We start from the raw sequence: 13789 nt of genomic DNA on the forward strand, positions 1-13789 counted from the left end.
CCTTCCCATAGGCGGCTTTTCGACTATCAGGAGGAGTGGAAAGATGAAAGTACTCTTTGCAGCTTCAGAGGCAGTTCCTTTTATTAAAACGGGAGGTCTTGCCGATGTGATCGGTTCATTGCCGAAAGAACTTATCCAGCAAGGGCTGGATGTACGGGTTATCTTGCCTAAATATGGCGGGATTCCTGCCAAGTACCGGGAAGCGATGACTACGGCTGTGACGCATGATATCTATGTCGGTTGGAGAAAGCAATATATCGGCATTCAAGTTCTGCAGCAGGATGGGGTTACCTTTTATTTCGTGGACAATGAATTTTATTTCAATCGTTCCGGCGTTTATGGTTATGGCGATGAGGCAGAACGTTTTGCTTTCTTCTGCAAAGGCGTTATCGAAACGCTGCCGCTGCTCGACTTCCAGCCGGATGTTATTCACTGTCACGATTGGCAAGCCAGCATGATTCCCGTGCTGTTGAAGGCTCATTATCAACATTTGCCATTCTATAGCGAGATTAAAACGCTAACGACTGTTCATAACTTGAAATATCAAGGTGTGTTTAGCCAATCGTTGTTTAAGGAGCTGTTTGGCTTATCCGAGGATCATTTTACCGGAACAGCGCTTGAACTGCATGGTGGTGCGAGCTTCCTAAAAGGAGGGCTTCTGTACGCGGACCGTATTACAACGGTTAGCCAGACCTATGCCGAGGAGATTCAAACGCCGTACTTTGGCGAACATTTGGATAGCCTGCTGCGCCACCGCAGGGATCAGCTGACGGGAATCGTGAACGGGATTGATTATGAAGTATTTGATCCGATGAATGATCCGCATCTGGTGTCTACATACCGGGATTCACTGCCTAAAAAACAGCTGAACAAGACAGCACTTCAGGAGCGGCTAGGATTGGAAGTGAGAGAAGATGTCCCGATGATTGCCCTCGTAACACGTTTGGTGCAGCAAAAAGGGCTAGATCTCATCCAGCATGTCCTTCCAGAAATTTTGTCGCTAGACATCCAGCTCGTTGTACTCGGGACAGGCGAATACGACTATGAGGAGATGTTCAAGCAAGCGGCATTGAAGCATCCTGGCAAAGTATCTGCTCAAATTTGCTTTGACGAGGCATTGGCGCATCAAATCTATGCGGCTTCTGATTTGTTCCTAATGCCCTCACAATTTGAGCCGTGCGGGATTGGTCAGCTGATCGCGCTTCGGTATCGCTCTGTGCCGATCGTCCGTGAAACCGGTGGACTGAAGGATACGGTTCTGCCATATAATGAGTTTACAGGCGAGGGAACCGGTTTCTCCTTTAGAGATTATAATGCGCACGATATGCTGCATACGATCCGCCGTGCGGTCTTTTTCTACAAAAATGACCGTGACGCCTGGTTGAAAATTCAGATGAACATGAAAAAAGGCGACTTTAGCTGGAAGAAGTCCGCGCAGCAGTATATCGGACTTTATAAGGAAATGGTCAAATAAAGGGAAAAAGCAGGACTGGAGGCTCATAGCTTCCAGTCTTTTTTACCTACCTCCTCTTCATTTATCATTTACAAATGACGATATGTATGTTGTCAGGTGAAAAATGGTGAGGGAGGCAGTTGTTCAGATGAGCAAGACGACAGATTGTTTAACCGACGCGGATATGTATCTTTGCATGCTATTTCAAACACCTGTTGAGGTGTGGTTTGACGGCGAATTAGAAGACTCAGGAACACTCATAGAAGCATATTCGGATGATGTTATTAAAGTAGGTGGCGTTTACTATTTACGGAAGTTATGCCTAATTAAAAAAATAGCCTAATACAAGATCAGCCTCGTGTTCTGAAGCCAGAATACGAGGTTTTTTTCGAAATTGCCGAAAATAAGGTATAATATTCCTGATCCACTGACAACAACGGTTAGGAGTGGCAACATGGATTGGATATCGCACGCACTTACTGTACTTTTTATTGTTAATATTTTACTTGCTCTTACGGTCGTATTCTTGGAACGCCGGAACGTGGCGGCTACCTGGTCATGGTTAATGGTGCTGCTATTTATTCCGATTCTCGGTTTTCTGCTCTATGTGATGTTAGGGCAAAATTTAAGCCGCAGAAAGCTGTACAAATGGAATCAGCGTATGCAGGAAAGAATGCAGACGGTCATCTCTGAGCAGCGGGAGCAGCTGATGAACGGGACGATGACCTATCTGAATCCGATGGTCAGCGAATACCGTGATTTGATTTATTTGAACGTGTCCTCGAATGACGCATTTCTAACCCAGGATAACAGCGTCGATATCTTCACGGATGGGATAAGCAAATTCAGTGATTTGATGTTGAAAATCGAAGCCGCGAAATCGCATATTCATATGCAGTATTACATCGTAAAAAATGACGCGCTGGGGAAGCGGATTATTGAGGCGTTAACGAAAAAGGCGGAGCAGGGGGTCATCGTTCGATTTTTGTATGATGATATTGGTTCACGTTCTTTAAAGGATTCTTTCTTTCGGGATTTTCTGAAAGCAGGCGGGCAGAAAGCAGCTTTTTTCCCTTCGCGAATCCCTTATTTGAACTATCGAGTGAACTATCGCAATCACCGGAAGTTAGTCATTATTGATGGCAAAATTGGCTATATGGGCGGGTTCAATGTGGGGAATGAATATCTCGGCATGGATCCTCGTTTCGGATTTTGGCGGGATACACATCTCCGTTTAACGGGGAGTGTGGTTCGAGCGCTTCAGTCCCGTTTCATCTTGGACTGGAATTTAGCTTCTTCGACAGCAGTCGAAGTGGATCAGTGTTATTTTCCAGAACGTGAAGAAGGAGGCAATTCGCAGCAGGTACCGATACAGATCGTGGCGAGTGGGCCCAACGAGGAATGGCCTCATTTTGTGTACACATTCCTCAAAATGATTCATATGGCCAAAAAACGGATCCTGCTGCAGACGCCGTATTTTATTCCCGAAGAGAGCATGCTCAATGCTCTGCGCATAGCTGCTTTGTCTGGCATTGATGTTCGTATTATGATTCCGCAGAAAGCGGATCATTTGTTTGTGCATTGGGCTTCTCTTTATTATGTGGGGGAACTGCTTCGCGCCGGCGTGAAATGTTACCTCTATGATTATGGATTTTTACACGCGAAGACGATCATTATCGATGGGAAAATGGCATCGGTAGGGACGGCTAACTTCGATATTCGAAGCCTGCGGCTTAATTTTGAGACGAATGCGCTGATGTATCACGAGGAAACTGCGAAAAAGCTGGAAGCCACATTTTGGAAGGACATGGAAGGCTGTATGGAACTAACATTGGAGGAATATGAGAAGCGCTCTCTTCGCATACGATTCCTGGAATCCATCTCGAAGCTGATCTCTCCCATTCTATAAACAAAAACACGCCTTCTCCCTGGAAAGAGAGGACGTGTTTTTTGTTCATCCGTGGAATTAGTAGACGACTTCGCCGTTATCGTAGTTAAACTGCCATTGGATGCCGAACTTGTCTTCCAAGCTGCCGTAGCATTTGCTCCAGAAAGTTTCTTGGAGTTCCATACCTACTTTGCCGCCTTCTTTCAGCTTATGGAAAGCGGATTTGATTTCTTCGATATCCTTACTGACCATGGATAAGGAAATATTATTTCCGGCTACAAAAGGCATACCCGGGAAGACATCGGAGAACATCACTGTGCTGCCGCTAATCGTTAGTCTGGCGTGCATAACCATGGATTTCGCTTCTTCCGGGAGCGGGTAAGCCGGGTCTGACGGCGTATCGCCAAAGGTCATGATTTTCGGTTGTTCAGCACCGAATACTTCTGCATAATATTCCACCGCTTCGCGACAATTCCCATTGAAATTCAAGTAAAAATCTAATGCCATTTGTGTCACTCCTCAGATTTGTTTTTTTTCATATTATTCCCATATTGTATCATTTAACTTGTCCATATTCCAATGTAAAGCAGACGAAGGACGCTTCATTTAACTCTTTTGAAATTGCGTTGGCGTCATGCCCTCGAGTTTCTTGAAAATACGTGTGAAGTAGCCGGCATCATCGAAACCAATGGATTCGGCAATCCATTTGATGGCTAAATCGCCATTACGCAGCAACGGTTTTGCTTCCTCAATCCGCTGTTTCTGCTGGAAGTCGGTCAAGGTCATTCCTGTCTCTTTTTTGAATTGCCTTGAAATATGGGCTGGATGTGCGTGGCACTCCTGTGAAAGCTCCTCTAAGCTTAATGGTTTATTATAATGCAGGGAAATAAATTGAACGACCTTTTGAACGAGCGGGGAATAGCCCTTTACCGCATGCTGGCGCACGAGACGGCAATATTCGTCGAACATGAGCGTCATTACTTTATTGAGAAAATCGATCGTTTCGGTCCTTTCGATTTGCTTTGCAAATTTCTCTGAAATTTGATGCAAGAAAAAGGGCTGAACATTTGCATTTTTGGCAGCGATACGTAGCAAAGTATTTAAAATAATAAGCGCATTTCTTAAAGCTCTTACCGGTTGGTTTGGAAACCTTTCGGAGAAGTCATACAGGTTTTTCATTTTGGAGCGCACTTTTTGCAAAGTTTCATGATCCCCATGCTGGACGGCTTGCATCATTTCCTGCTCAATTTGATAACGCAATTCAATCAGGTCGATAAAGGCCTCATCAGGCTGCTGCAGCATAAGTTCGATTTTGCTCTGACGGGGGGACCGAACAGGTTCCGTTTGGAGTTCCAGCTCTCGAATATCCGTTTGCGAAATGCCTTCGATTTGCTCGAACACATTGGCCATGCTTTGGACCCTCGCGGCGCTGATTAATTTCATTCCTCTGTAAAAACCTTCTAATTCAATTCGCTTTCCTTGATCCAGCTTGAACTTCGAGTACAGTTTATTGACGTCTGGAACCTGCAGCAAAAAAGGCCCCGTAACCATGATTTTGGTACGTTCCTCATGTAAGTGAAAAGCTTTGGCTAAGTAGGTAACCCCCCATATATTCGTGTATTTGCAGCATTGTACAGGAGAGATTTGAGCTTCCGCGGCAAGGAACGCGATATCTTCCTTCTGCCAGCTATTTAGAAATTCAGGGATACTATCGTGCTCATGATTTAACAAAACAGTTCCGCTGCTCGTCAGAACGACGGTGTTAATGTCCGTTAAGTGAAACAATGTGGTGCTAATTGCGGATAGATGAAGTTGCAACTCGCTCATAAGAATCTCCTTACTATATACAAGGACGTTAAAATAATCCCTTAAATGCATTTCTCGTCCTACTTAGAATGTCGGTTAACTTAGTATAATCTTAATTGTTGAGTTTGCAAATGAGAATAAAAAGGAGCGGGTATTATGTTATATCCAATCGTATCAGAGTCACGGGGAATCATAGATCTTAGTGGGATTTGGAATTTTAAATTAGATTTTGGAAAGGGCTTTCAAGAGAAATGGTTCGCTTCAGCGCTTACTGAGACCATCTCGATGTCAGTGCCGTCCTCCTTCAACGATGTAGGCGTTACGGCGGATATTCGAAACCACGTTGGCTGGGTCTGGTATGAGCGGGATTTCACGGTTTTGAATTTGCTAATGTCGGAGCGTATTGTCTTGCGGTTTGGTTCGGCTACTCATCGAGCTGTCGTTTATGTGAATGGGGAAGCGGTTATGGAGCATAAGGGGGGATTTACACCGTTTGAAGCGGAAATTAATTCCTTTTTAACTACAGGCCATAATCGGTTGACAGTCGCCGTGAACAATATCGTGGATGAGACGACGCTGCCGGTAGGAATCTACAGTGAGCAGGAAGTTCCGGGTCGTGGCCTTGTTGCGAAAAACAGCCCGAATTTTGACTTTTTCAATTATGCCGGCATCCATAGACCGGTGAAGATTTATACGACACCACATGTGTATGTGAAAGATGTGACTATTTTAACCAATTTGAACCAGCATAAAGGACTTGTTCAGTATGAGATCGAGATAGCGGGAAAAGGACAAGTCAAGGCAACGGTTGTTGATCAGTCTGGCCTTGTTGTGGGAGAAAGCAGCGGACTTCAGGGGATGATCGAGATCGAAGAGGTGAAGCTATGGGAACCTTTGAATGCTTATTTGTATACGCTTAAAGTTGAGATTAGCGATAATGGACAGCTTGTAGATGTTTACGAACAGCCATTTGGTGTACGAACCGTTGAAGTTAAAGACGGGAAATTCCTGATTAATGATAAACCTTTTTATTTTAAAGGGTTCGGGAAACATGAGGATTCGGCGATTCATGGAAGAGGATTTAACGAAGCGGCGAATGTTCTCGATTTCCGCTTGATGAAATGGATCGGTGCCAACTCATTCCGTACAGCTCACTATCCTTATTCAGAGGAGTTAATGAGGCTGGCCGATCTTGAAGGTCTTGTTGTCATTGACGAGACGCCTGCTGTCGGGCTGCATTTGAATTTCATGGCGATGTTCGGAGGCGGGGCGAAGCGGAAAACTTGGGAGGAGCTTCGAACGCAAGAGCATCATCAGGATGTCATTCGGGAACTCATTGCGCGTGACAAAAATCACGCTTGTGTCGTGATGTGGTCTATTGCCAACGAGCCGGCTTCAGAAGAAGAAGGAGCGGATGCTTACTTCAAGCCGCTCGTCGAGCTTGCCAAGGAACTTGATCCGCAAAAAAGACCTGTGACCATTGTCACACACCTGAAGTCAACGCCTGAAACGTGCAAAGTGGCAGAGCTTGTTGATGTGCTTGCACTGAATAGGTACTACGGCTGGTATGTGCAAAGCGGCGATATGGAAGCAGCCAAAATCAAGCTGCGCGAGGAACTGGATGGCTGGGGCAAACGCTGCCCGGGTAAGCCAATTATCATGACCGAGTATGGGGCGGACACGATTGCCGGCTTGCATGATGTAGACCCTGTGATGTTTACCGAAGAATTCCAGGTCGAGTACCTGCGGGCGAATCACGAAGTATTTGATGAATTCAGCACCTTTGTTGGCGAGCAGGTTTGGAATTTTGCGGATTTTAACACATCTCAAGGCGTTATACGGGTTCAAGGAAACAAAAAGGGCATTTTCACAAGGGATCGGAAGCCAAAATATGCGGCACATGAGCTTCGCAAAAGATGGCTGGCTATTCCAGACTTCGGTTATAAGAAATCTAAGAAATAGGATCTGATCTGAGTTACACATGTAGCGGGGGGATACGATGAGTAATTTGGTTATTCACAATGTGTCTGAAACAACGGGCAATATCAAGGCAAGCCGTCCTTTTGGGATGCGAGATAAGCTGGGGTACTTGTTCGGCGACTTCGGGAATGATTTCTTTTTTATCCTCGTGAGCTCGTTCCTGATGGTTTATTATACGGATATTTTCAAAATTCATGCGGCGACGATCGGCCTTGTCTTTGTCATTGCTAGACTTTGGGACGCTGTTGCAGATGTCGTGTGGGGGCGTTTCATCGACACTAGAAAAGCGGGGGTTCAAGGCAAATTTCGGCCTTGGATCTTCCGAATGTCTTTTCCGCTCGTCATATCCGGTATTCTAATGTTCGTGAAAATCCCGGGGATGTCCGACGGGTTCTACATGGCCTATGCCTTTGTCACTTATCTGATTTGGGGAACGCTGTACAGCACGGTTAATATTCCATACGGTTCCATGGCGTCTGTGATTACGAGCGATTCGGTGGAGCGCACGACATTATCGACATTCAGGACGATGGGGGCTATGCTCGCGAGTTTAATTATCAATGTGATCGGGCCGTTGATCCTGTTTGTTAACAATAAAGCAGATTCCAACAGGTTCATGCTGGCCGCTATTATTTTTGGCATATTGTCGATTGCCTGCTACATGGCTTGTTACAAACTATCAACGGAACGGATTAGGATACCGGAAGCGCAGAAGAATAAGGTCCATCTAGGAACAACTTTAAAAGGCATGTTAAAAAATAGACCGCTGATCTCTATTCTGATTGCATCGCTCACGTTTATGATGCTTTCGATGCTGGTAGGCGCAGTGAATGTGTATTTGTTTAAAAATTATTTTGGAAGCGCTTCGATGTTGAGTATGGCTGGATTAATTCAGACAGCTGCGGTATTTATCGCGATTCCTTTCGTGAAATCATTGGTACACAAGTTTGGTAAAAAGGAAATAGCCGCAGCAGGTATGCTGCTTTCCTCCGTTGTCTACCTTACGCTCTATTTCTTGCCGTATTTGACAGCTTGGCAATTCGTGCTTATTTCCGCTATTGGTATGTTCGGCTTTGCGTTTTTCAACTTAGTCGTATGGGCATTCGTCACCGATGTAATTGATTATCAGGAGTATGTGACCGGCGTGCGGGAGGATGGTACGGTGTATTCCGTGTATTCCTTTGCCCGCAAGGTCGGGCAAGCGCTTGCAGGCGGGATCGGCGGCGTGGCTATCGGTTCGGTTGGCTATGATGCGGCTCGATCCGTTCAGACCAAAGAAGCGTTAGATGGCATCTACACGTTAGCCACTTTAGTACCAGGCATCGTCTATCTGGTCATTTTTCTGATCATTGTATTTTTATATCCGCTGAATAAACGGCGGACGAGTCAGTTGGCGAGTCATTTGAACGAAAAGCGACTAGGGGGCGCCTGAGAGTAAGGATTTTGGAAGTGATGAACCTGATCTGTTTGCAGATCAGGTTTTTTGGTTTGCCAGCTCTTGCCGCTGACTTGCTGGGCTGCGTGCGGCGGCGGATAGTGGACCCTGAGGGTGCTATTTGAGCCCTCAGGGCTGTTGCAGAGCTTTACGGGGAACTCCAGGGCTTTATTTCTAAGAATTTGGCGGAAAATCCGCCCAATCCATAGAAATAAGGCCCCGCAGTTCCCCTTCGTCGCAAAATCGGCCTATTTCGCAGAAATAGCGCCTTGTAGTTCCCACAGCCGAGTCTCAGCCTCGGCCCGGCCTTCCCGCCGTTATGCCAGCCTGCTCGTAGCGGCACACTTGCTAGGTGCTACCGACATGGAAGATGGCTAAGCAGGAATAGTGTTGACTTATCCGAAACATCAAGATAGAATCGGGTTAGTGGTTTACTAAATTACTTAATTACTAATTTACTAAATTACTAAATTACTAAATTGATAATTCATCAAACCCAATCAAAGGAGCTAACCAAATGAAAATACCAACATCTTTAAAACATAAGCCTGTCATTGTTTCCGAAAATTATGAGCAAGTAGACGGCAGATACGCCGATACGTCCGACGCGAAAGGACTTTCGCTGGGACTGGCACAATGGAACGACAGAGGGAAGGTCGACATTTCGGCCAAGGTCTGGAGATACACAGGGGAGAAGTGGTCAAGGCAATCGGAAGAGCTGCCGCTGCACCGCGTTCTTGATCTTGCCATTCTTGTAACAAGAAGCATGCTGTATTTCCGTGAAGAGGCGTACCGAAATAAGAACTTATACGATCCCGAGAATCCGGTGATTGACCGTATAGGCTTGCAAGGAGATGCAATGACCGTGGCCGTCTGTACGGATAACGATCGAATTAACGAAGATATTAAACTATTCAGCCAAGCACTTAGCGAAGATGATGAGCTCAATGGCGAACGTCTGCGTATGCTGTCTAGAATTTTAAAAGATATGGGGTATTAACGTGTTTACGAATCGATATGTGCGAACGATTATCCTGTCGCGGGTGTTCCTGCAGTTAGGCGTATGGATAAGAAATTTTGCCGTACTTTTATATGTGACGGATCTAACAAATAATGATCCTAAGTTTGTTTCACTTATTTCCGTCGTTGAATTTGCTCCGATATTTTTATTCGCCATCATCGGAGGGACGTTCGCGGACCGCTGGAAACCTAAGCGCACAATGGTTTGGAGTGACTTTTTATCAGCTATTTCCGTGTTAGTCGTGTTGCTCGCTCTAGTGATGGGTGAATGGTATGCGCTATTAATTGGAACACTGATCTCAGCGAGTTTATCTCAATTTTCGCAACCCTCCGCGATGAAGCTCTATAAGAAACACGTTGCCGCTGACAAACTGCAAAGTGTCATGGCTTTATCGCAATCGTTAATCGGCATTTTTACCATTGTCGGTCCGATCATTGGTGTTTTTATTTTCATGCAGTTCGGTATTCAGGTTTCCCTTTTGTTGACCTTTTTATTTTTCCTGACCTCTGCCGTCATCTTGTCGTTTTTGCCTCGTGACGCAGAGGAAACGAACGCGCATAATACAGGTAGTTTTATGTCCGAGATGAAAGCTGGAATCAGCTATGTATGGTCTAACCGTTCATTACGAACCCTGGGTGCAACTTTTGCCGCTTCAGGGCTTGCTGCGGGGATGATTCAGCCCCTAATGATCTTTATCACGATTGAAAATTTAGATCAGGATAAATCATTTATGCAGTGGTTTCTAATGACGAACGGCGCGGCCATGCTGATTGGCGGAGCTTTCATCATGACGGTAGCCAAGAGAGTGAAGCCGCAAGTTTTGCTTGCAGTGGGCTTGCTGGTCAGCGCCATATGTACCATTGCAGTCGGAGCATCGAAGATATTGCTGCTGTCCTTTGCGCTCCAAGCGCTCAGCGGGTTATTTTACCCTTGCATTCAAGTCGGCATTCAAACTCTTATCATGAAAAATACAGAAGCCGCTTATATGGGTAGGGTCGGAGGGGCGATAACCCCCATTTTTATGGGCATGATGGTGGTGGGCATGTCGATTTCAGGATATTTAAAAGATATGTCCTCACTGCTTTCGGTCTATGTACTCAGCGGCTGTTTGCTCCTGGTTGGAGCATGGCTGTTGATGCCGATTATGAAGGAAAAGCAAGCGCGGGTGCAAAGTTTTTGATTATCATGACAACAAGAGGCTGTCCACAGGTTAAAAAACCTCAAGACAGTCTCTTCTTCTTGTCCTTGTTGTTGTTGTTCTTGTTCTTCTTCTTCTTTTAACCAAGAACCCTACAAGATTATGCACGAAAAGTCGGATGCTGTCTTTGTACAATTGTTATTGTATAGATAAGCGAGGGAGGTGAGCTTGGAGATGCTTGAAAACATGAATGGTGCTTTGGCTTATATCGAACAAAATTTGACGGAAGAGATTGATTTCAAAGAAACAGCCAGAATAGCGATGTGTTCGGAGTTTCATTTTAAAAGAATGTTCTCGTTCCTGGCCGGTGTCTCGTTATCGGAATATATACGTCGTAGAAGGCTTACGCTTGCTGCATTTGAGCTGAACCATAGCGCAATCAAGATTATTGATTTGGCGGTCAAATACGGCTATAATTCACCGGATTCTTTTACCAGAGCTTTTCAAAGCATACATGGGATAACGCCAACCGAGGCAAGAGAGACAGGGCAAACGTTAAAAGCTTACCCAAGACTGACCTTCCAGCTCACCATTAAAGGAGGAGATGTCATGAACTACCGGATTGAAGAGAAAGAAGCATTTCGCATCGTGGGACTGAAGAAAAGGGTACCGATTATTTTTGAGGGAGTAAATCCAGAGATCGCCGCGATGTGGGGAAGCTTAAACGCAGAGCTCATTCAAGAACTTAAATCGCTTTCGAATGTGACGCCAAGCGGGCTCATTAGCGGGTCAGCCAACTTTTCAGAAGGGAGGATGGAAGAGAAAGGGGAGCTCGACCATTATATAGGAGCGGCTACCACGAAAAAGTGCCCAGATCATCTGGCTGCACTTGAAGTTCCCGCCTCTTCGTGGGCCGTATTTGAGGCTGTGGGTCCTTTCCCGGAAACGCTGCAACAGGTATGGGGCCGCATCTATTCCGAGTGGTTTCCATCGTCAAGCTACGAACAAGTGGATGGTCCGGAAATCTTATGGAATGAAAGCAAAGACGTAACATCCCCTAACTTTCGAAGTGAAATCTGGATTCCTGTTTCGAAAAAATAAGTGAAACTTCATAAACAATCATGTAGAGATGGTGCTTCCGGAGCATCTTCTCTTTTTTTGCAACAATTTATTATTATTTTATGTGATCTTTCGCTTATTTCGACAAACATTTCAAATGGAACGTGATAGATTATTCGTGTATTTAATCGGTGGAAAGGGTGAGCGCTTTCAATAATGTCAGCAAACTAATCTCTATTCGCACGATCTTGCTGTCCGTTTTTCTACTGCTCATGATTCTTCCGCTAGTCGTTATCACGTATATTACCTACAAAAAGGAAAATGAATTGTTTCAAAAGCAGGTTAGTCAGTATTTGCTGCAGACCGTTGGGCAAACTCAGCGTGCTTTGGATGCCAATCTTTCCGAGATTGATCGGCTCACTTGGACTTTGTTGTATGAACAGTCGCTTGATTTTTTAAACGGCCCCTTAGACTCCTCCTATCCACTGTTCGAAGCCAATCAGAAATTTAAAAATATGGTCTATTCCAACCTGTTTCGTGGCAGGCTTGAGCATATTCGTGCCATCTATTTTATAACGGCTGGACATGAGGTTCTTTCGACAGAAAATTTATTTTACACGTATGAGCAAGTTGATCGCGTCAATATTCAGTTTGTTATGGATCAGATTGAGCGTCAGCCCTTAAAGATGAATTGGTTCAGCGATAAAAGGTCGATTTACCGTCTAAAAGACGGTTTCGAAACACCGGTTCGCGCGTCCGTAACGGCTGCTCGGCGTCTCATTGACAGTAATACGGCAAAGCTTCGCGGTTATTTATTTGTGCAATTTAACGATCGTTTTATAAGCGAGCATTTGCGAAACGTTCAAATTGGTTCAACAGGCTCATTATTAGTCACGGATGCTTCCGGCGATGTGATTTATCAACAGGACCCCCAGCTGTCTCAAAATAATAAAATAAGCCAAGCCATTCAAGCCTTGCCCGCTCAAGGCCAAGGGCTGCAGATTGTTGATGGCAAATGGCTGCTCGCCTTCGATACCTCCCAAATTAGCGGATGGAAGATGACGGCGGTCGTCCCCATCAATGAATTAATCGGCCCCAATCAAAAAATATTGCGGTATTTGTTAATGATGTCGGCCATTGGCGCGCTTGTCGCCGTAATTGTCTCGTTTCTTTTGGCTACCGCTATTTCGAAGCCGGTTATTAATCTTGCCAGGTTAATGGCATTTGCGGCGAAAGACAATCTTCATGTACGGGATACGCAAGGACCCATTCAAGAGATCAGCATCTTGCAATTCAGCTTTAATCGGTTGATGGACCGTATTCAAAGGCTCATTCATGAAAATGAAAAGCAGCAGAAGGAAAAACGCGAGGCGCTTCTTCAAGCGCTGCAAATGCAGATCCATCCTCATTTTTTATATAATACGCTGGATATGATTTATTGGATGGCCAAGAAGCATAAAGCGGAATCCATCAGCAAGCTGGTAACGGCTTTGGGGAGGTTTTTTCGGTTCACCCTTAATGCCGGTCAGGAATGGACAACACTGGGGAAAGAACTTGAGCATGTGGAGAACTATTTGCAAATTCAATCCTTCCGCTATAGAGACAAGCTGTACTATGAAATTGAGCTGGAACCCGAAGTTGCTTATGTCAATGTGATGCCACTTATTTTGCAACCACTAATTGAAAACGCTTTAGAACATGGGATATCCAAGAGTCAGGATGGCGGAAAAGTGATGATCAAAGCATTTCGAAGCGAAGATAATGTTCTGATCGTCATTTCGAATACGGGTAGGCAGGTCGATCTGGAACATGTCCGTCTTTTGCTGCAAAATGCAACTTCAAACAACCATGTGGGACTGCGAAATGTGCAGCAGAGAATTCAGACGGCTTTCGGGACGGAGTATGGCATTGAGGTAGCGGCAGGTGAGGATCAAGGTGCGTTGGTAACGGTTACAATCCCTTATCGATTGGCTGCGTTGCAAGAGGATCAAGAGGGGGCATAACATTTG

At 45.2% G+C, this 13789-nt stretch carries 11 protein-coding genes; 9 read left to right on the plus strand and 2 right to left on the minus strand.

Annotated elements, in window-relative coordinates:
• Nucleotides 1-43 precede the first annotated feature (43 nt).
• The 3 genes from glgA to cls all read left to right on the plus strand — a co-directional run bounded on the left by glgA (nucleotide 44) and on the right by cls (nucleotide 3362).
• Nucleotides 44-1474: a glycogen synthase GlgA gene (glgA, locus tag GON05_RS30395; protein ID WP_157324584.1), complete on the plus strand. Its 1431-nt coding sequence runs from the start codon at nucleotides 44-46 to the stop codon at nucleotides 1472-1474.
• A 127-nt stretch (nucleotides 1475-1601) separates the two neighbouring features.
• The gene (locus GON05_RS30400) at nucleotides 1602-1796 is read left to right on the plus strand and encodes a hypothetical protein (protein WP_157324586.1); all 195 of its coding nucleotides are present in this window, start codon (nucleotides 1602-1604) and stop codon (nucleotides 1794-1796) included.
• A gap of 111 nt (nucleotides 1797-1907) precedes the next feature.
• Nucleotides 1908-3362, plus strand: a complete 1455-nt coding sequence (gene cls, locus GON05_RS30405; protein WP_157324588.1) for a cardiolipin synthase — start codon at nucleotides 1908-1910, stop codon at nucleotides 3360-3362.
• A gap of 57 nt (nucleotides 3363-3419) precedes the next feature.
• Here cls and GON05_RS30410 read toward each other — a convergent pair whose 3' ends face one another.
• Both GON05_RS30410 and GON05_RS30415 read right to left on the minus strand, forming a co-directional pair.
• Nucleotides 3420-3848, minus strand: coding sequence for a VOC family protein (locus GON05_RS30410; protein WP_157324590.1), 429 nt, complete (start codon nucleotides 3846-3848; stop codon nucleotides 3420-3422).
• A 99-nt stretch (nucleotides 3849-3947) separates the two neighbouring features.
• On the minus strand, nucleotides 3948-5168 hold the full coding sequence (locus GON05_RS30415; RefSeq protein ID WP_157324592.1) for an AraC family transcriptional regulator: 1221 nt from the start codon (nucleotides 5166-5168) through the stop codon (nucleotides 3948-3950).
• Between the two features lie 135 nt (nucleotides 5169-5303).
• On the opposite strand from GON05_RS30415, the gene uidA reads away from it, so the two are divergent.
• The 6 genes from uidA (at nucleotide 5304) to GON05_RS39960 (ending at nucleotide 13783) form a co-directional block, all read left to right on the plus strand.
• Entirely contained in the window at nucleotides 5304-7109 is a 1806-nt protein-coding gene (gene uidA / locus GON05_RS30420; protein WP_157324594.1) for a beta-glucuronidase, read from the plus strand.
• Between the two features lie 37 nt (nucleotides 7110-7146).
• Nucleotides 7147-8559 carry an MFS transporter gene (locus GON05_RS30425; RefSeq protein ID WP_157324596.1) on the plus strand — a complete coding sequence of 471 codons (1413 nt, stop codon included), beginning with the start codon at nucleotides 7147-7149 and terminating at the stop codon, nucleotides 8557-8559.
• A gap of 520 nt (nucleotides 8560-9079) precedes the next feature.
• Nucleotides 9080-9562 (plus strand): DUF6530 family protein, encoded by a 483-nt coding sequence (locus GON05_RS30430; protein WP_157324598.1) that lies wholly within the window; start codon nucleotides 9080-9082, stop codon nucleotides 9560-9562.
• 1 nt (nucleotide 9563) lies between these two features.
• Nucleotides 9564-10763, plus strand: a complete 1200-nt coding sequence (locus tag GON05_RS30435) for an MFS transporter (RefSeq protein WP_181646352.1) — start codon at nucleotides 9564-9566, stop codon at nucleotides 10761-10763.
• 192 nt (nucleotides 10764-10955) lie between these two features.
• Nucleotides 10956-11822: an AraC family transcriptional regulator gene (locus GON05_RS30440; protein WP_397369801.1), complete on the plus strand. Its 867-nt coding sequence runs from the start codon at nucleotides 10956-10958 to the stop codon at nucleotides 11820-11822.
• Nucleotides 11823-11980: 158 nt separating this feature from the next.
• Nucleotides 11981-13783, plus strand: a complete 1803-nt coding sequence (locus tag GON05_RS39960; protein WP_157324602.1) for a sensor histidine kinase — start codon at nucleotides 11981-11983, stop codon at nucleotides 13781-13783.
• Nucleotides 13784-13789 lie beyond the last annotated feature (6 nt).

The organism is Paenibacillus anseongensis, from assembly GCF_009757995.1.
GTDB lineage: Bacteria > Bacillota > Bacilli > Paenibacillales > NBRC-103111 > Paenibacillus_E > Paenibacillus_E chondroitinus.

Bases quoted from the DNA above. Each gene is read 5' to 3' on its own strand.
- glgA (WP_157324584.1), top strand. From the start codon at position 44: ATGAAAGTACTCTTTGCAGCTTCAGAGGCAGTTCCTTTTATTAAAACG.
- GON05_RS30400 (WP_157324586.1), top strand. From the start codon at position 1,602: ATGAGCAAGACGACAGATTGTTTAACCGACGCGGATATGTATCTTTGC.
- cls (WP_157324588.1), top strand. From the start codon at position 1,908: ATGGATTGGATATCGCACGCACTTACTGTACTTTTTATTGTTAATATT.
- GON05_RS30410 (WP_157324590.1), bottom strand. From the start codon at position 3,848: ATGGCATTAGATTTTTACTTGAATTTCAATGGGAATTGTCGCGAAGCG.
- GON05_RS30415 (WP_157324592.1), bottom strand. From the start codon at position 5,168: ATGAGCGAGTTGCAACTTCATCTATCCGCAATTAGCACCACATTGTTT.
- uidA (WP_157324594.1), top strand. From the start codon at position 5,304: ATGTTATATCCAATCGTATCAGAGTCACGGGGAATCATAGATCTTAGT.
- GON05_RS30425 (WP_157324596.1), top strand. From the start codon at position 7,147: ATGAGTAATTTGGTTATTCACAATGTGTCTGAAACAACGGGCAATATC.
- GON05_RS30430 (WP_157324598.1), top strand. From the start codon at position 9,080: ATGAAAATACCAACATCTTTAAAACATAAGCCTGTCATTGTTTCCGAA.
- GON05_RS30440 (WP_397369801.1), top strand. From the start codon at position 10,956: ATGCTTGAAAACATGAATGGTGCTTTGGCTTATATCGAACAAAATTTG.